Source organism: Bacillus sp. FSL K6-6540, from assembly GCF_038007545.1.
In genome coordinates, this window is the sequence record NZ_JBBOXH010000001.1 from 1,225,010 (window position 1) to 1,245,042 (window position 20,033).

Here is a 20,033-nt window from a genome sequence, read left to right on the forward strand (position 1 = left end):
GCATTATGAATAGCAGTTATGATCCGGCATGGTTGCAGGTTGATGGGAGCTCGCTGAAGCATGCTGCGGCAATCAAGCCGCTGGAAAGCTATTTGGGCAAGATCGTGACCGCGCAGGCGGTTTCTTCGCAAGTATTTCGTACAGCGATTCAGGAGTTGACCACAGGCATTGCTCTGCTGACAGGTGAGCAGCCTTTGCTACGTGAAGAGATGGATGCCGGCCGCTGCTTGGTCGCAGGGACGCTGGGGAGTATCGAAAGGACTTTGCTTGACGGCTCGCCGGAAGCCGAGGAAGCCGGACGTGTGGGAGATGAAGGTTACATTATACGCCGCGTCGTAAGAGGAGACCAGGATTACATATTCATTGCGGGAGGATCGGACAGGGGGCTTCTGTACGGGGTCTTTCATTTTATGCGTCTCCTGCAGACGGGCCAAGCGAACGAAGCGCTTGATCTGATCGAACATCCGAAGTACCGGCTTCGCATGGTGAATCAATGGGACAATATGGACGGAACCATTGAGCGCGGATATGCGGGCCGATCGATATTTTATAAGGACAATGCAATTGTCTCCGATCTGACTCGTGTCCGGGCGTACGCCAGAATGCTGGCTTCTGTCGGGATTAACGGAATCACGATCAATAATGTGAATGTGCATCAGACCGAGACGAAGCTGATCACGCCTCAATTGCTACCGGATGTGGCACGCGTAGCGGATGTGTTCCGCGATTACGGCATCAGCCTCTATCTCAGCGTGAACTTTGCTGCACCGATCGAGCTTGGGGATACATCCACAGCGGATCCGTTAGAACCGGCCGTTCAGAATTGGTGGAAACAGAAAGCGGCCGATATTTACCGAACCATTCCTGACTTTGGCGGATTTCTGGTCAAGGCAGACTCGGAGAACCGTCCCGGCCCGTTTACCTATGGACGCCATCATGCGGATGGAGCCAATATGCTGGCAGAAGCGCTGGAGCCTTACGGCGGACTCGTCTTATGGAGATGCTTCGTGTACGATTGCCATCAGGATTGGCGGGATCGCCAGACGGACCGCGCCCGCGCTGCCTATGATCATTTCAAACCGCTGGACGGCAAATTCAAGGACAATGTGATCCTGCAGATCAAGAACGGTCCGATGGATTTTCAGGTCAGAGAGCCGGTATCGCCATTGTTTGGAGCGATGGAGCGAACGAATCAGCTGCTGGAATTCCAGATTACGCAGGAGTACACGGGTCAGCAAAGGCACATATGCTATTTGATTCCGCAATGGAAAGAGGTGCTCGAATTCGATACGCTCTGCCAAGGTGAGGGCAGCAAGGTGAAAGATATTGTAGCCGGGCAAGTGTATCCATATCAGCACAGCGGCATAACAGCCGTATCCAATATTGGGGATGACTTCAACTGGACCGGTCACTACCTTGCCCAGTCCAATCTTTACGGCTATGGCCGCTTGCTGTGGAATCCGGAGCTGACGGCGGAGGAAATCGGCGAGGAATGGACCCGGATGACCTTTGGACCCGATCCGGATGTGACGAGGACCGTAGTGGACATGCTAATGGAATCGTGGCCGGTCTACGAGAATTATACCTCCCCGCTTGGCGTGGGCTGGATGGTCGTGCCTCATGTTCACTATGGCCCTGACGTGGACGGCTACGAATACTCCACATGGGGAACGTATCATTTCGCGGACCGCGACGGGATCGGCGTTGACAGGACGCAGGCGACGGGAACGGGGTACGCCAGCCAATATATTGGCGCCAATGCGTCGATATATGAACGATTGGAGACTTGCCCGGATGAATTGCTGCTATTTTTCCACCATGTTCCGTATACCCATGTGTTAAAGTCCGGCAAGACGGTTATTCAGCATATTTATGACACTCATTTTGCAGGAGTCGAGCAGGTGGAGCAGTGGCTCGCACGCTGGGATGTCTTGAAGCCTAAGCTTGATCCGCAGCGCTTCCAGCATGTTAAACAGCGCATGCTGGAGCAGCTGGAAAGCGCGAAGGAATGGCGCGATGTCATCAATACGTATTTTAATAGAAAATCGGGTATCCAAGATGAGCATAATCGAGTGATCTATTCGTAGCGGTAAGGACCTTGAATTTCAACCTTGGTTGGAATTCGGGTTCTTTTTTGTTGTGGGTGTAGGAGAGGGTGGGGAGCAGATTTTACCAAGGGCACGAAATTGTTCTGCCAGAACTTTTGCGGCTTTGTAACGGAACTTGAGGACGGGGAGCCGGACCTTATTCTTATTATGTATTCTTCGATTGGGTGACAAGCAGACTACCGACCTCGATCTCATTGTCGACGATCTGTCTCCTTTGCTTCCAGACCGACTTCAGAATTAATATCCGCTCCAATGTCCAGAGGCCTACATTCGATCGGCTTTATTTATTTCTGCATACCAAACATTAGGAAATGTGATACCATAGAACTATCTACCAAATTATTGAATTAGGGCACAAGCTAATTACCATCTATAGTGGGGCGATTATTCTAGGAAGTGTTTTCTATTATGAAAAAAATTATAGTTTTTAATCTATTTTTTTATTTTCATTGACCTTTCTAGAAAGTTCTTTTAATTTTTTTTTTATTTGGGCTTTATCTTTCATACCCATTATTTCTTTCAAAATTTCGCTAGGTTTCATATAATATTACCCCTATTTTTAGTTTTGTTAAAACAGTATGTCTCCAGTGTTTTATTTAATACATATTTAGGAGGAAATTATGGAAAAAAATATTCTGCATTTGTCCGATTTGCACTATGACAAAAAATATGCTAGAGATATAAATATTGTATTTAATGCATTAATAGAGGATATCCAAAAACAAGATTTAAAATTTGACTATATTTTTTTCAATGGGGATTTAATTAACAGGGGAGATGATTTAGAAAGTTACAGATTAGCTGAAGAAGAATTTATTAAACCTTTATTAGAAACTACAGGTTTAACAATAAATGAATTTTATATAGTCCCTGGTAACCATGAAGTTGATAGGAGTGTAATAAATGAGTTTATTGATGGAAATTTAACTGATAAGTTTTCTAATAGGGATGTATTAAATTCGTTCATTGATAAGATAGAAAACCAAAAACAACTCTTAGTAAGGCTAGATAAATACCATAACTTTATTCATGATATCCATAAAGGAACTAATTACTTACATACACAAAACCCTTTATTTTCTACATATATATTAAATCAAAATGGTTTTAAGATTGGACTAGCTTGCTTGAATTCGGCATGGGGGGCTTTTGGTGGCGATGATGACATCGGGAAAATTCTTCTAGGCGAGAGACAGGTTGATAATGCTATAGATGATTTAAAAGGTTGTGATTATACAATTGCCATGGTGCATCATCCAGTAGAATGGCTTAAAGAGTTTGATAGAGAATCGGTTTACGATAGATTAATAATTGGATTTAATTTGGTTTTAACAGGCCACATCCACACACAAAATTATAAGGGGATTGCATTTGATAATCATAATACTGTTTTCTTAAAATGCGCTTCTTTGTTCCAAGGGAGGGCATATAATGGTTATTCAATTATTAAGTTGAATTTTTCCTCCAATGAACTTGAAATTATATTTAGAGAATATTTTGAAGGGGGCCGACGGGTTTTTGGTAAAGCAGAAAGAGTAGCTGAAGAGGGAAAGTTGGTGTTTCCGTTATTGAAAAATCGGGACAACTCACTTCTAAAAAAAAACATTCAAATTAAGAAGATTTTAAAAGATAAGGCTTTTCCTGATATAAATAATAAACTATTATCAGTAGCCTCTGATTCGATGGCACCTAAAGACATCAATGAAATATTTGTCCCCCCTATATTAACATCTAGGCCCGAAAATAGTCATAAGGCTAATGAACAAATTATGGATGATAAAGACATAGAATTAGATGGAGTTCTTAACGCAGAATATAATGTATTGTTTATAGGTAAAAAAGAAATGGGGAAGACAACACTATTAAATTATATTTGTAACTATTATTTAAAAAGACACGATAATTTAAAGATTCCAATCATTATTGATTTTAATGATGTACCAAAGGGAAAGAATGTATTTCAAAAGGCAATTTCGAATTTTCTTATCAATTATGATATCAATGATTTTGACGTAAATGAGAATCTTTTGAAAGGTAACTGTATTCTATTAGTTGACAATTTCAACTTGAAGAATGAAAAAAATCTTAGGAAGTTACAAGAGTTTGCTACTACGTATAAACTAAATCGTTTTATTCTTACAATGAAAGAAGATATACTTCAAACCATGAATGTTAAAGAATTACCTGAATTAGGGTTTGAATATGCGATTCATTATATTAATTCTTTTAGAAGAGGGCAAATTAGACAATTAGTGAAAAATTGGTTTTCATTCAAAAAAATTGATGATGATATAATACTAGAAAATGTAATGATAAGTATTAAAAAAATTGGTCTACCTCGCACCCCTATGTTTGTTTCATTGATGCTATGGATACTCGAAAAAGAAGCCAATTTTACCCCTGTTAACGAGGCTTCAGTTATCGATAATTTTATTGAAACCTTATTAGAGAAACTAAATCCTGACGAATCCAAATATGAGACAATTGGTTTTAAGATTAAGATTGACTTTCTAACATTTTTAGCAAAAGAAATGATAAAGGGAGATAAGTATTACATTGAGAAATCTGCGTTTGAAGAAATGTATGTTAGTTACTTTAACAAAATTGGACTAGAGATTGACCATGATTTAAGGCAAACATTTTTTAATAAAGGCATCCTGCTCACAGTAAATGAATTTGTTTATTTTAGATTTACCTGTTTTTTAGAATACTTTATTGCATTAGAAATGAATGAAGACAAAGAGCTATTTGATTTCATTACTCATGAAGATAATTATCTAAGCTTTTCAAATGAAATTGTTTACTATACTGGATTAAACCAAAAAACTAAAAGCTACGACATTTTGAAATTAGTTGAGAACCGCTTATTAGATTCATTTAAAGAAATAGATAACATTGTTGATATTGATAAATTATCAAATCTTCCCGTTAGGGAAATTTTGGCCAATTTCAAAGATGATGATGCTGTTTCTGAAAAGATTGAATCTATGAAACTATCAGAAGAAGAAAAAGATGTTATACTGGATAATGATATAATTGTTGACGATTCATCAGCATATAAAAAAACTAGGAAAAATTATATAAAGGAACATTTTATATACAACTTAATGCTTTATTCAAATGTTCTTAGAAATTGTGAGTTAGTAGAAATAGAATTAAAATTAGAAGCGCTTAAAATTTCAGTTGAAAAATATTGTGTTTTAATTGGGCTTCTATATAAGGTTTTATACGAATTTACATTAAAGGATATCGAAGAGGGTAAAGAAATAGACAGTGATGACGAACTACTCTATATGATTACAATAGGAATTCCTATTGTAATGCAAACAATAGTAGTAAAAGATTTAGGTTCCCCAAAATTAAAAGTGGTAATCTCAAAGTTAATCGATAAAGTTGAAACTGATTTTGAAAAACTAGTGCTCACTGGTTTATATGGTGATTTAAGATTAGAAGGTTATATTGGAAAATACCAAACCTTGTATAAGAGTACTAGATCAAATCTTATCAAAGAAATAATTATGACGAAGTTATTATATTACCAAACTTTTTACACAATGCCTAAGCTTGAACAAGAACAATTAGTGAACTTACTATCAGAATTAATAAGCGAAAAACGGAAATCCAGAAATCCCCATGCTAAAGGACGTATTAAGCAGGGATTACTAAGAAGCGATTTACTAAATAAACACAAAAAAATTGAATAATACTAAAATCTTTAGAAGCAATTTCTGAGTGGTGGGGTTACCCTGATCGTAAGATTGAGGATTTTAGAGACAAGATAGGGACACGAAGGACTTCGCGTCCCTATTTTTATCATTATTACTTTTCATGTCATGAATCGATGATCATGTTTCGGCTCGTAAGGATGTTTAGAATGATGAGACTGTTAATTATACATTACATAAATAGAGCAGACATGTTTCCTAGGTGCTCCTCTATAGATTAGAATCATGAGACAGAATAAACATTTGGGGTGATGAGTGTTATGTACCAGCGAAAGTTCCGGCTAGAATTCAGGTCAATCTTTGTAGCTCCTGTAGAGGAATTTCTGGCAAAACGAATCGCACATTTAATCAATAGTACTGAGTATTCGCTGTGGAAGAAATATCTTGATGGTTTTCCTGAAGCTAAGGATATTGATCTTATTCATCGTTATCTTGAAACCCACTTAAACTGCGAGGGAGTGAAAGAACTAGATCAAATATCTTTTCCCCCACAAGTTGTTGTGGAGTTATTGGATTGCATCCTTACCTTTAAAATTAATGAGCTGCTGATGGTTCCGACCCAGCATCATTTAGAGGAAAAGCCAGAACCTATTATACCCTCGGTTACATTCCAAGAGTACCTAGCTATGGAGAAGAGGGACGAAACTGATTTGTATGGTCTCGGAATTGGGTTCGAGACATTACTTGAGTTCTGTCCTGAAATTGAAAAAAAACCACTGTATTTTGTTTTGTATCGGTTACGAAGTAATCTGTTGCACAGCATTAATGATCGAATGTTCTCCATGGAATACATTGAGAAATCAATGGATAAATTCAAGGAAAAATTCCAGGGTCTTCTATTGGATCAGGTGCTTTACAGTACTAAAGGTCAGTCCACAGAGGAGTATATTCAACAGATCTTTAAAGAGTGTGAAAACGAACTCATTCATTATTTTTCTTCCGACCAAAGAATAGGGAGGACACTAGAAGACGGAAATAAGATAGTTGAAGAGGTTTCCGAAAAAATCAGAAACTCCGTTGAGCTCGGAGAAGTTGCGACACATTACCGCCAACGCTTAGAAAACCTCATCAAGGAAGGGTTAAGTGAAGATGTACTGAGAAGATGGGCAAACTCTTACTTGAAGGAGTTTTATGAATATGCATCACAAATAGTCAGTCCGAATCATGAATATGTACACTTTGAAAAACAATTCTTTAAAACTGTTCATCAGGCTATTGTGGGGGATATTCTGGAACATGGAGACCATGAGGAGATCTTAAGTACTGCATATAAAAAAATACACTCAGAGCACATCAAGGATCTCTTTGAGTGGATGTCTGTAGAATGGCTACGGTTTGTTAACTTTACAGTATGTCTACGTGTGAAAGATCTTAAAGCAGACAATAGCTTTTCTCAACTTATTATGCACGATATTGAATTTATGTCTGATGCACTTTTTGAAGGGTGGCAATACAATCTTCCGTTCCAAAAAAAGCGTGAAAGGACTACTCTTGTGAGGAGTTCTGAAGATGAACAGGATGATTATGTTTGGGCACTTATCCATAATGTTCGCGCTGCTACTAATGATATTTATAAATCATATCACCTTGCAACAGAAAAATTGACAAGTTGTCTAAGTCTAATATATTTTTTTTCAGCCCAGGATAATGATCACCACTTCGAAATCGGTGATCGATTCGTAGCCTATAATCATGACAAAGAAGTGATGCATACCGGATCTGCAGATAAGAAGAGGCAGCTAATTCCTAAATCAATCGACGACATAGATCCTCAATTAATTGATGTTTTGATTCGTTTTCATAATAGTAATCAGGAGTGGAAAAATAATTTATTGGAAGCTGTAAATAATTTCGAGAATTTTTTTAGATCCTTTGATGTAAATGAACAGATGAAGTATCTAAAGTCAGTGATCACTAGTCTTTTTGATAGCCAGGACCATAAACAGTTAGCTGCTGCATGTTCGGTTTTTATTGCGGGCGTAAATTATAGGGGGACAGCTGTTACATTTGGAAATATGAGGATTTGGCTTTATGAGGATTTCCTGGAGTTTTTTATGTTGAGTGATACCCCGGGTAAAACTGCATTAAAAGAACGTGTCGTAGAAAGGTTTAAAGTGTTTTGTAAAAATATATTTGTGACCACATTCTTAAATTTTGATCTTGGGAATAACAAACGGAAAGGAACAATACTGGACTTGGTGAGCTGGTTACTCTTCGTATACCCGAGCGATCGTCCGATTAGGGAGGGGGAAAAGGATCAGTGAACACTCAGACTCCAATGCCAGTGACGATTGAAATGTTAGAAGATTTGATTGGTTTGCGTTGCTATATATATAATTCTGACGGAACGAAACTTTTAGCGCATGGAAGCTTTACTGTACGTCGTGAAGCTGGTTTCTTAAATAATTTACAAAACGCGATGGCCGCTCAAGGGGGGTTAAAAAAGGATGCAAACGAGTGTCGCCTAGCTCTTAAACAAATTACAAATAAACTTGATGACGGAATCTATAAAGTTTCTGTATTAACGGAGGATGAGGATACATATGCAATCTTAGAATTACCTGACCTCAACTGGGAGAATAAAAAGGGATACTTAGAATCAGTCGTAACTATTCAAGATCTTGGTATAAGACCTATTTCTAAAGATGAGTTTGAGATGCTCTCTAATACGCCATATGAGTTTGACTGGTCAAAACTTATCGTCCCAGCGGGCTGTTCGGGGACAAAACCGTCAGATGCTTTTGAGGATCTCATAAATGAAATAATTCATCTTTCATTCAAAGGATTAGTTAATTATGAAAGATCGGGTCCTGGGGTAGATCGAGGAAGGGATGGCGAATTTGAGATAGACATGGCGGCTTGGCTCCCTAAGGCCAATGCAACCACGAAATGGATTCTTCAGTGTAAGTACTCCGTAAATATAAACACCTCCTTGAGAATAGATGAAATATATAGTGAAATGATTAAGGTTCTCATGCATAAACCCGACTACTATTTACTCGTAACGAATCGGAAGATTACACAAGATTTTAAAGACTGGTTTAACAGTGATCTAATGAAGAACACAACTTATTTTATCCCTTATAAAAAAATACTGATTCAAAGAGAAGAGTTAGAATCCCTGCTATCGCAACCGCAGTATTTACATTTAAAGGCCAAGTACTTTGGATAAGTCAATAAGAACTAATCGCCCCGCTTCTACTGGATGAATTAAGCCGTAAAAACTGCCACATCGCGATCGCCTGCACCGTTCATTCCTGGATCTCAAGAATGAGCTCGGTCGAATCCCTACATATTTGGTGCTTCACCTTCATGGGAGCTCGAATAGCTGGGAATATCGGAATGAATTCGGTTCTTATATCGGATTTCTCCACTGGGCCGAATGCTTAACAATTTTAAGGCTGGTCATGGCTTTTTGGTTTCTTAAGTGGTTTTAGAAGCTCAGTAGAAAAAGAAATCGCATCGCAGTTTTTTAATGTAAGGCTATGGGATCAGAAAGCAATTATTCATTAGTTACTAGAAAATTATGATGCTCTGGAAGCGGATATTAAGATTGAGATTCCTTTAAAGAGAGCATGGATTCTGGCAGGGACTGAGTAGTTTCGTTAAGGAAAGAACTAGCATTCCTATTATATAGTCCGAATTAACTGAATCTAAGATATAATAGAATTTAGTTTCATACAGGAAGAAGGAGCTAACTCATTCTAGCAAGAGAAACACGCAATAAAATCGATAAATTGCCCGATATGTAGGCAAGGGGAATCTCACCTAGCCAGTTTTACGGTTATCGCACTAAAAAATTTGGAGATCCTCTCCCCCGTTAAGTGTAAAAGAGCAAGTTGCTATAACATCGCATAGCAGTGTGAGTATGGCAAGTAACTAAAAATGTAAGGAAAACTTCAAACCTATTTAGAATTGCTTCTATAATCAATGTATAAGAAGGAAAATTGGAGGTATACAATGTCAAGTGCAGCACAACGCGCCGAATTACAATCTCAAATCTGGAAAATAGCCAATGATGTCCGTGGCTCAGTAGATGGATGGGATTTTAAACAATATGTTTTAGGAACGCTATTTTATCGTTTCATTAGCGAAAATTTTTCTAGCTATATTGAAGCGGGAGATGAAAGTATCAAGTATGCAGACCTTCCTGATGAAATTATAACGAGAGAAATCAAAGAGGATGCCATTAAAACAAAAGGTTATTTCATATATCCGAGTCAGTTGTTTGCTAATATTGCGAAAACGGCCAAAACTAATGATAGTTTGAACACTGATTTAGCTGGTATATTTTCTGCTATTGAAAATTCAGCAAATGGTTATCCTTCTGAATTGGATATTAAAGGATTATTCGCTGATTTTGACACGACAAGCAATCGATTAGGAAATACTGTAAAGGATAAAAACAGTCGTTTAGCTGCTGTGATTAAAGGGGTTGAGGGGCTTAACTTTAGAGGTTTTGAAGATAGCCAAATTGACCTTTTTGGTGATGCCTATGAGTTTTTAATCTCTAACTATGCTGCCAATGCTGGAAAATCTGGAGGAGAATTTTTTACACCGCAGTGTGTATCTAAACTTATTGCTCAATTAGCAATACACAAGCAAACAACCATTAATAAAATTTATGACCCTGCAGCCGGTTCAGGTTCATTGTTATTACAAGCAAAGAAACAGTTTGATGCCCATATTATCGAAGATGGTTTTTATGGACAGGAGATTAACCATACTACTTATAACCTTGCTCGTATGAATATGTTTTTACACAACATAAATTACGATAAATTTAATATCGCTTTAGGAAATACGCTATTAGACCCTCACTTTGGTGATGAAAAACCTTTTGATGCCATTGTCTCTAATCCACCTTATTCCGTAAATTGGATTGGCAGTGACGATCCAACGCTTATTAATGATGAAAGATTTGCTCCTGCAGGTGTATTAGCACCAAAATCTAAAGCCGATTTTGCCTTTGTACTTCATTCGCTTAGTTACCTTTCAAGTAAAGGTCGTGCTGCTATCGTTTGTTTCCCTGGTATTTTCTACCGTGGTGGTGCAGAGCAAAAAATTAGAAAGTATCTGATCGATAATAACTTTGTTGAAACGGTTATTTCATTAGCACCTAACCTTTTTTATGGGACTTCTATAGCTGTTAATATCTTGGTTCTTTCTAAGCATAAAACAGATAATAAAACTCAATTTATTGATGCAAGTGGAGTAGATTTCTATAAAAAAGCAACCAATAATAACATACTTACAGATGAACACATTGAGCAAATTGTGAAAATATTTGACAGTAAAGAAAATATTGACCATGTTTCAAAATCCGTTGATTACGATGAAATCGTTCAAAATAGTTACAATCTTTCTGTAAGTTCTTATATAGAAGCAAAAGATACAAGGGAAGTCATTGATATAAATGAGCTGAATGCAGAGATAAAAACGATTGTAGCAAAGATAGACCAACTTCGTGCTGAAATTGATGACTTTATTGAGGTGGTTGAATCATGATTAAGCCGAATTTTATGAAGAAACTCCTCGATGGAGTTCAAGTTGAGTGGAAATCATTGGGGCAAATAGGAGAGTTTATTCGAGGTAGTGGACTGCAAAAAAGTGATTTTACAGAAAATGGTGTAGGTTGTATCCACTATGGTCAAATTTATACTTACTACGGTAATTTTGCATATGAAACAAAATCTTTTGTTTCACCAACACTGGCAACCAAGTTGAGAAAAGCTCAGAAAGGCGATTTGATTATTGCAACTACAAGCGAAAATATTGAAGATGTTTGTAAGCCTCTAGTTTGGCTGGGTGAGGATGAGGTCTGTGTCAGCGGAGAGACTTACATTTTTAAGCATAATCAAAATCCAAAGTATTTAGCTTATTATCTACAAACCCCTATGTTTTTTGATTATAAAAAGCAAAATAGAACAGGAACAAAGGTTATTCGAGTACATGGAGATAAGTTGGAAAAATTCAAACTCCCCATTCCCCCCCTTAAAGTACAAGAAGAAATCGTCCGTTTATTGGACTCCTTCACAGAGCTTAAAACAGAGCTTACAGCAGCGCTTACAGCAGAGTTTTCAGCTCGTAAAAAGCAATATGAGTATTATCGTGATAAGCTGTTGACTTTAAAAGAGGGTAATGGTGGATGGAAACGGTTGGGGGACGTGGGTGAATTTATATATGGCTACGCTGCAAAAGCTCAGGATTCGGGGGATGCCAGATTTATCAGGATTACAGATATAAGTATGAATGGAAAACTTATACCGACAGGTGCAAAGTTCGTTGATATTTCAGAAGAAAACGAAAGATTTATTCTGAAAAAAAATGATTTGTTAATGGCTCGCACTGGAGCAACCTTTGGTAAAACAATGATTTTTGAAGAAGATTACCCTGCTATTTTCGCCGGCTTTTTGATCAGACTTAGTTTTGATAAGAAAATCATAAACCCTAAATATTATTGGCACTACTCTCAAAGCGAACTTTTTTGGCATCAAGCTAACAAATTGGTGTCAGGTGGTGGACAGCCCCAATTTAATGCCAATGCAATAAGAGAAGTCAAAATCCCAGTTCCGTATCCAGACAACCCAGACAAATCTCTTGTGGAACAAGCCCGCATCGTCTCTATCCTTGACAAATTCGACGCCTTAACATCCTCAATTACCGAGGGTTTAACTCGTGAAATAGAATTGCGTCAAAAGCAATACGAATATTACCGCAATATGCTTCTTAGCTTTCCTAAAGAGGAGGTAGAGGAGTAATATGGGGGTTTCATTAATTGATATTGCACAGCAGTTAAAAGACAATAATAAAAAAGTTCAGCTGATTTATGCTTTTAATGGAACTGGTAAAACTAGGCTTTCACGGGAATTCAAATCGTTAGTGGCACCGAAAGTAAATGGTGATACGGAGTTTGAGGAATTAGAAGTGGTTAGTAAAAAGATCCTTTATTACAATGCTTTTACAGAAGATTTATTTTATTGGGATAATGACTTGGAAAATGATACTGAACCAAAACTTAAAGTCCATCCTAATTCTTTTACAAGATGGATTTTTGAAGAGCAGGGACAAGATAGAAATATTATTACTAATTTTCAACATTATACCGATGAAAAATTAACTCCAAATTTTAATAAAGAATTTACGGAAGTAACCTTCTCATATGAGCGTGGCAATAATGAACACTCACATTATATCAAGACTTCAAAAGGAGAAGAGAGTAGCTTTGTATGGTGTGTTTTTTATTCTCTACTTGAACAAGTTATTGAAGTATTAAATGAAGCTGAACCAAGTGATAGAGAAACAGATCAATTTGATCAGCTTGAATATGTATTTATAGATGACCCTGTAAGTTCATTAGACGATAACCACTTGATTGAAATAGCAGTAAATTTAGCAGAATTAATAAAATCAGGTGCATTAACAGACCTTAAATTCATTATAACCACACATAATCCTCTTTTTTATAATGTGCTATGTAATGAATTTAATAATCCTAATAAAAGTACAGGTTACAACAATAAACACTTTAAAAAGCATAGATTAGAAAAGAAAGAAGAGGGCATTTATGAACTAATAGAACAGCCTAATGATTCTCCGTTTTCCTATCATCTTTTTCTTATAAATGAAATCGAAAAAGCTATTGAATCTGAGCGCATATATAAATATCATTTTAACTTTCTTCGAAATGTTTTGGAGAAAACCTCCACTTTCTTAGGTTATTCTCATTGGAAAGACTTGTTATTGCCTGTTAAAGGAAGTCGTGTGGCATATGAAAACAGGATTCTAAACTTATCCAGTCATTCAAAGCATTCAGCTGAAGAAATTGTTGAGCTAACAAACGATGACAAAAATGTTTTAAGACATCTTATTAGTGAGATTAATGAAATATACAGGTTTAAAAAGATTAATTAAGGGGGGGAAATTAATGAGCGACTACAAACCAATCGCAGAATCGAATAACTATATAGTTTTGGATAAATATACTAAGATTGCAGAACAAGGGGTTGGTTATCAAACGGAAGCTAATTTAGAACGAGAACTCATTCAAGATTTAGTTAATCTTGGCTATGAGCATTTGCCTAATTTAACCTCTCCTGAACAGATGCTTGCTAATGCGCGTGTGCAGCTGCAAAATCTTAATAATGTGCAACTTTCAGATGCTGAATGGATTAGATTCTGTGAGCAATTTTTAGATAAACCGAGTGACAACCACATTGATAAAACCCGTAAAATTCATAACGATTATATTTATGATTTTGTCTTTGATGATGGGCATATTCAGAACATCTACCTGGTAGATAAGAACAATATTGCTCACAATAAAGTGCAGGTCATTTCGCAATTTGAACAAAAAGGAACGCAAGCTAATCGATATGATGTTACCATTTTAGTCAATGGCTTACCTTTAGTACAAGTGGAGCTTAAAAAGCGTGGCACTGCGATTCGTGAAGCCTTTAATCAGGTTCATCGATACAGTAAAGAGAGCTTCAATTCAGAAAACTCTCTCTTTAAATATTTGCAAATTTTTGTAATATCTAATGGAACAGATAGCCGTTATTTTGCAAATACGACTAAACGTGATAAGAATAGTTTTGATTTCACTATGAATTGGGCAAAATCGGATAATATCCTAATTAAAGATCTAAAAGATTTCACAGCTACATTTTTTCAGAAAGATACTTTATTGAATGTACTACTGAAATATTCCGTTTTTGATGTTAGCTACAACCTGCTGGTTATGCGACCTTATCAAATTGCCGCGGTAGAAAGAATATTATGGAAAATTAAGAGTGCATACCAAGCAAAAAAATGGAGTACCATTGAAAGCGGCGGATATATTTGGCATACAACAGGTTCGGGAAAAACGCTTACGAGTTTTAAAGCAGCTCGCTTGGCTACTGAACTGGATTTTATCGATAAAGTTTTTTTTGTTGTAGATCGGAAAGACCTGGACTTTCAGACGATGAAAGAGTATCAGCGTTTTTCGCCTGATAGTGTTAATGGTTCTGAAAGTACCGCAGGATTAAAACGTAACATAGAAAAAGATGATAATAAAATTATTGTGACGACGATTCAAAAACTTAATAACCTAATGAAAAGCGAAACAGAGTTACCTATATATAATAAGCAGGTGATATTTATTTTTGATGAAGCGCACCGTTCACAATTTGGTGAAGCTCAAAAAAATATCAAAAAAAAGTTTAAAAAGTTCTATCAATTTGGATTTACAGGCACGCCTATTTTCCCGGAAAATGCGCTAGGTTCTGAAACGACTGCTTCTGTCTTTGGTCGAGAGGTACACTCTTATGTCATTACGGATGCCATTAGAGATGAAAAGGTTTTAAAGTTCAAAGTAGATTATAACGATGTACGTCCCAAGTTCAAAAGGATCGAAAAAGAACAGGACGAGAAAAAGCTATCGGCAGCAGAAAATAAAGAAGCACTACTGCATCCTGAACGCATCAAAGAAATTTCTCAATATATTCTTAATAATTTTAGAGTAAAAACCCATCGTCTAAACGCGAATGGAAAAGGATTTAATGCCATGTTTGCTGTGAGTAATGTTGACGCAGCCAAACTTTACTATGAATCATTAAATAAATTACAACTAGGAAGCAATAACCCCCTTAAGATTGCTACAATCTTCTCCTTTGCTGCTAATGAAGAGCAAACTGCGATAGGTGAAATTCTTGATGAAACTTTTGAACCTTCAGCAATGGATAGTAGTGCAAAAGAGTTTTTAAGTTCAGCCATCAAAGACTACAATGCGATGTTTAAAACCAATTATGGTGTAGAAAGTAAAGAGTTTCAAAATTATTATCGTGACCTTGCTAAACGAGTAAAAGACAAAGAGATTGATTTGTTAATTGTTGTTGGAATGTTTTTAACTGGTTTTGATGCACCTACTTTAAATACTTTATTTGTTGATAAAAATCTTAGGTATCATGGTTTAATACAAGCTTATTCGAGAACAAATCGTATTTATGATTCCACCAAAACATTTGGGAATATTGTTACTTTTAGAGATTTAGAACAAGCAACCATAGACGCGATTACTCGTTTTGGAGATAAAAACACTAAAAATGTTGTGCTGGAAAAAAGCTACAAAGAGTATATGGAAGGATTCACTGATGTGGCAACGGGTGAAACCCGTCGTGGTTATGTAGACGTAGTAAAAGAATTAAAGGAACATTATCCTAATGTTGATGAGATTGTTACTGAAAGGGATAAGAAAGAATTTGCTAAACTTTTTGGGGAATATTTGCGTATTGAAAATATCCTACAGAACTATGATGAATTTTCAGGTTTAAGAGCTTTACAAACAGTTGATCTGACTGACCCTAAAGCTTTAGATGATTTTAAGTCTACTCACTATGTAACGGATGAAGATATAGCTGTTATGCAAGAGATTCAAGTGTTAGAAGAAAGAGCTATTCAAGATTATCGTTCTACATATAATGATATTCGCGATTGGCTTCGTCGTGAAAAAACTGGAAAAGAAAAAGATAGTTCCTCAATTGATTGGGATGATGTTGTTTTTGAAGTAGATCTTTTAAAATCCCAAGAGATCAATTTAGATTACATTCTTGAACTTATCTTTGAGCATAACAAAAAAGTAAAAGATAAAGCATCCTTGGTTGAAGAAGTTCGTCGCTTAATTCGTTCTAGTGTAGGAAACCGCGCTAAAGAAAGCTTAGTAGTTGATTTTATCAATCAAGCTGATTTAGATAGTATTCAAGATAAAGCAAGTATTATTGATGCCTTCTTCTCATTTGCTCAATCTGAGCAAAAAAGTGAAGCAGAAGAGTTAATTAATACTGAACAACTTAATGAAGAGGCTGCGAAAAGATATATTTTAACTTCATTAAAAAGGGAATTTGCCAGCGAAAATGGAACGGAGCTTAATGAAGTTCTTCCTAAAATGAGTCCTCTTAATCCTCAGTATTTAACAAAAAAGCAGAGCGTTTTTCAGAAAATCTCAGCCTTCGTAGATAAGTTCAAGGGAGTAGGTGGAAAGATTTAATAAAGCTAAAATAGAAAGTACAATGTAGAGAAATGGCAGAATTCAAATATTAGTAACTCAAATACACGGCAGATTGTTGGAATTCTCTAAGGGTTGGACAAAGGAACTGAGAAATATAAACTGGAACGATAGAGAAGCTAAGTATGATGACTAATGTAGTTGTATTACAAAGATTCAAGGGTATTCTGTTGATCGTATGGGTGATAAGAGTGACCGAGGTTGATCTAATTCTTCAGGGAAAGAGAGCTATAAATAGCAGTACTATGTGGCGTTGGAAGCAAAGTGTCCGAGATAATACTGTTCTTAGGTTAAAAGCGGGAAAGCAAGTCCATGGATGTTATGATGCCTGGATTGGAACGACAAGTAATTTCACCTAGGACGCCAGAAGAGACTCTGAACGATTAAACATTCAATTAATAAACGGGATCGCACTCGAGAACAAGTTCAATGCCTGGAAAAAGAAGAAACGGACCGGCTGAGTAATATAAACCTATAGAACGGAGCCCTCTCATGCTAAAGAAATTAATGTCGATATTCAAATCAGATACTCCGGATAAGAAGCCTACCCAACCTAGTAAAACCAAGACATCTAGCAGCAAATCTAAGCCTAAAGTTCAGCCAACGCGAATCGGAGAGCTGGGAGAGCATAAGATTAACATTCAGCTAGAGCAGCTCCCCAAAAGGTGTAAATACGTCTCCCCGACTACCAAAAGATCCGGTATATATCTCTCGTTTCATTCACGAAGCGTTGCCGATTTAGCGTGGACCCAGAATTGAGAAAAATCCAATCGGATGAGCTCATCGTGTACGATGTTGAACTATCCGAATATATTCAGCGAAAAATGAACCGAATTCAAGCCGAGACGGAACCCGTTCTAACAGAGTCGGATATTCAGAAGATCTATCAAACTTTGAAAGAAGCCAACATCACTGATCCGAAGATTCGGGCTGAGCATGTGGATAAGGCGGGGAGTGTGGGGAAGGCGAAAAAATAGTTAATAAACTAATTGCCGCTGGACCACTTAAGAAAGTGGAAAGCGGCAATTTTAATGAGGGAGGTTAAACTTAAAAGTAGACAACGACCTTAGTAAACGGGCTGCATAAACACCTTATCCACATATTTATAAAAATTGAATAATCCTTGAGATCCATAAGGGGCAATGATTTCATCACCATCAAGCTCTATGTACCTCTGGCCAGTAATTGATAATTCCTGCTTGATTGGATTGATTTTCTGCAAGTCCCCGACGGTTGTAAAGGAATAAACCCAAATGCTTAAATCAATTATTGAGTCGCCAGCTGTGACGATTAATTCGTTTATGCCATCTTGATCAAAATCATGGAGAGCCGCTTGAATTTTATAACCCTCCTGTAATTCCCCGTATTCGTCGAATACTCCCATATCACCAGACAAGTCAAGTTGCCAACCCACAGAAGTAGAAGGGAAGATCATCACAGCCTTAGTCCCGTTAGGGTGATCTAGTCCTAAAACTAATTCAGCTTCCGTTGTACCAAATCTTATAGGCAAAGTCACATCGGGCGCACCAGGCTTCCACTCAACTTGAGATAAATTCTTTCCTTCAGGAGAACGAATTAAAGAGTCGGACGTCGGAATATCTAGGACTACATGATCTGGTTGTGTCTCAACATTATTCAATGTAGCTTCTTGCTGACTATTGTGTGAAGTCGTTGTTGTTTCTTCGTTGTTAGGTGGGATATTTAAATCATCATCTCCCTTGTTCTTGTGTACCTGAGGCTGTTCTTCCTTGCTCTGTACTACTTGGGACGTATTTAACTGGTCACTTGTTTTCCCACAGGCAGATGTCACTGCAAGGATAAAAATAAATGCGATTCGTATTGCTAGTTTTTTCATTTCTTGATTTAGTCCTTTCTGATAATATGTAGGTATTATTATCCAATAGGTATTGGCAATATTATCTATTATATTTAATCGATAATATTTGGGAAGTGTTTTATTTATCTTGTACCGCCAATGGTCTTTAGTGATGTAATCTTGTAATACGAAAAAGGAGCCAGCTCATATGCCCATCGAACTAGGAGTGTGGAAAATCAATGAAAAGGTGGAGAAAATCCATTTTTCAAGTATAGAAACGGAGCGTAAGCTCGAGGATGTCATCGCCGATGATATTAGCATTATTGACCCTTCCTTGATGCTTATCGGCAGGCAGATCAGTACGGCGTTCGGTAAATTTATTGACATCTTAGCAATGAATGCCGAAGGTAATTTGGTTGTAATTGAGCTTAAGCGTAACAAGACGCCTCGTGAAGTTGTTGCGCAAACGCTGGATTATGGCTCCTGGGTCCAACAGCTAGATTACACGGATATCATTCGTATTTATAGTGATAAAAATCCAGGAAAGCAGCTGGAGCAAGAGTTTGTAGATCATTTCAAGACTGATTTTCCTGATGCCTTAAATGAGCTGCATGAATTAATTATCGTATCAGCTGAGCTGGATCCGTCCACTGAACGGATTATTAATTACTTGACGACCTTCGGTGTACCTGTGAATGCCCTCTTCTTCCATTACTTCAAAGATGGAGATAACGAGTATTTAGCTAGGAACTGGCTCATTGATCCCAACCAAGTGGAAGCGAAAGCTTCCAGCGTGACGTCCAAAAAGACAGGAAAGGCTCCTTGGAACGGAAAAGACTATTACGTTTCGTTGGGAGACGGAATTCATCGAAACTGGGAGGATTGCAGACGATACGGCTTCATTTCAGCTGGGCAAGGAAGGTGGTACAGCAATACACTGAATCTCCTTAAGCCTGGTGCTCGGATCTTTGCGTGTATTCCTAAAGTAGGGTATGTCGGTGTGGGGGTTGTTGAAGATGAAGTGGTGCCAATCAAGGATTTTCAGGTGGTGGTTGATGGGAAGAATATACCGCTTCTCGAAGCGGGCTTACATGTCAACATGGATAAGGATGTCGATGATCCTGATCTCTGCGAGTACGTGGTGCGCGTGGATTGGATTAAGACGCTTCCGAAGCATGAAGCAATCTGGGAAAAAGGGATGTTCGCAAATCAGAACTCAGCATGTAAATTGAGAAACCAGTTTACTATTGAACGTCTCACTCACTATTTTCAAATAGATGAAGAATAGTAGGGGATATTCATCTAGAGATTGTGAGGTATTGATACCTCCATCTAAATCG

At 37.4% G+C, this 20,033-nt stretch carries 11 protein-coding genes; 10 read left to right on the top strand and 1 reads right to left on the bottom strand.

The genetic code is table 11. The features are described from left to right. The first annotated feature begins 5 nt into the window (after positions 1 to 5). The 9 genes from MHH82_RS05285 to MHH82_RS05325 all read left to right on the top strand — a co-directional run bounded on the left by MHH82_RS05285 (position 6) and on the right by MHH82_RS05325 (position 17,854). Positions 6 to 2,087, top strand: a complete 2,082-nt coding sequence (locus MHH82_RS05285; RefSeq protein WP_340963998.1) for an alpha-glucuronidase family glycosyl hydrolase — start codon at positions 6 to 8, stop codon at positions 2,085 to 2,087. Positions 2,088 to 2,728: 641 nt separating this feature from the next. Then, positions 2,729 to 5,812, top strand: coding sequence for a metallophosphoesterase (locus MHH82_RS05290; protein ID WP_340964000.1), 3,084 nt, complete (start codon positions 2,729 to 2,731; stop codon positions 5,810 to 5,812). 281 nt (positions 5,813 to 6,093) lie between these two features. Next, positions 6,094 to 8,097, top strand: a complete 2,004-nt coding sequence (locus MHH82_RS05295; protein ID WP_340964003.1) for a hypothetical protein — start codon at positions 6,094 to 6,096, stop codon at positions 8,095 to 8,097. Beyond that, positions 8,094 to 9,005, top strand: coding sequence for a hypothetical protein (locus MHH82_RS05300; RefSeq protein ID WP_340964005.1), 912 nt, complete (start codon positions 8,094 to 8,096; stop codon positions 9,003 to 9,005). Before MHH82_RS05295 ends, MHH82_RS05300 begins: the two co-directional genes overlap by 4 nt. Before the next feature lie 788 nt (positions 9,006 to 9,793). Continuing rightward, on the top strand, positions 9,794 to 11,341 hold the full coding sequence (locus MHH82_RS05305) for a type I restriction-modification system subunit M (RefSeq protein ID WP_340964008.1): 1,548 nt from the start codon (positions 9,794 to 9,796) through the stop codon (positions 11,339 to 11,341). Continuing rightward, positions 11,338 to 12,594 (top strand): restriction endonuclease subunit S, encoded by a 1,257-nt coding sequence (locus tag MHH82_RS05310; protein WP_340964010.1) that lies wholly within the window; start codon positions 11,338 to 11,340, stop codon positions 12,592 to 12,594. The genes MHH82_RS05305 and MHH82_RS05310 overlap by 4 nt, the downstream gene beginning before the upstream one ends. A gap of 1 nt (position 12,595) precedes the next feature. Further along, complete coding sequence (locus tag MHH82_RS05315) at positions 12,596 to 13,747, top strand: AAA family ATPase (protein ID WP_340964013.1); 1,152 nt, start codon at positions 12,596 to 12,598, stop codon at positions 13,745 to 13,747. 13 nt (positions 13,748 to 13,760) lie between these two features. Continuing rightward, positions 13,761 to 16,859, top strand: a complete 3,099-nt coding sequence (locus MHH82_RS05320) for a type I restriction endonuclease subunit R (RefSeq protein ID WP_340964015.1) — start codon at positions 13,761 to 13,763, stop codon at positions 16,857 to 16,859. 773 nt (positions 16,860 to 17,632) lie between these two features. Continuing rightward, entirely contained in the window at positions 17,633 to 17,854 is a 222-nt protein-coding gene (locus MHH82_RS05325; protein ID WP_340964018.1) for a hypothetical protein, read from the top strand. 89 nt (positions 17,855 to 17,943) lie between these two features. Here MHH82_RS05325 and MHH82_RS05330 read toward each other — a convergent pair whose 3' ends face one another. Next, positions 17,944 to 18,732: a hypothetical protein gene (locus MHH82_RS05330; protein ID WP_340964021.1), complete on the bottom strand. Its 789-nt coding sequence runs from the start codon at positions 18,730 to 18,732 to the stop codon at positions 17,944 to 17,946. Positions 18,733 to 18,901: 169 nt separating this feature from the next. Here MHH82_RS05330 and MHH82_RS05335 point away from each other — a divergent pair, with 169 nt between their 5' ends. Next, positions 18,902 to 19,981 carry an endonuclease NucS domain-containing protein gene (locus MHH82_RS05335; protein WP_340964023.1) on the top strand — a complete coding sequence of 360 codons (1,080 nt, stop codon included), beginning with the start codon at positions 18,902 to 18,904 and terminating at the stop codon, positions 19,979 to 19,981. Positions 19,982 to 20,033 lie beyond the last annotated feature (52 nt).

Coding starts and splice junctions, on each gene's coding strand:
- MHH82_RS05285 (WP_340963998.1), top strand. CDS start 6: ATGAATAGCAGTTATGATCCGGCATGGTTGCAGGTTGATGGGAGCTCG.
- MHH82_RS05310 (WP_340964010.1), top strand. CDS start 11,338: ATGATTAAGCCGAATTTTATGAAGAAACTCCTCGATGGAGTTCAAGTT.
- MHH82_RS05295 (WP_340964003.1), top strand. CDS start 6,094: ATGTACCAGCGAAAGTTCCGGCTAGAATTCAGGTCAATCTTTGTAGCT.
- MHH82_RS05305 (WP_340964008.1), top strand. CDS start 9,794: ATGTCAAGTGCAGCACAACGCGCCGAATTACAATCTCAAATCTGGAAA.
- MHH82_RS05315 (WP_340964013.1), top strand. CDS start 12,596: ATGGGGGTTTCATTAATTGATATTGCACAGCAGTTAAAAGACAATAAT.
- MHH82_RS05320 (WP_340964015.1), top strand. CDS start 13,761: ATGAGCGACTACAAACCAATCGCAGAATCGAATAACTATATAGTTTTG.
- MHH82_RS05335 (WP_340964023.1), top strand. CDS start 18,902: ATGCCCATCGAACTAGGAGTGTGGAAAATCAATGAAAAGGTGGAGAAA.
- MHH82_RS05330 (WP_340964021.1), bottom strand. CDS start 18,732: ATGAAAAAACTAGCAATACGAATCGCATTTATTTTTATCCTTGCAGTG.
- MHH82_RS05290 (WP_340964000.1), top strand. CDS start 2,729: ATGGAAAAAAATATTCTGCATTTGTCCGATTTGCACTATGACAAAAAA.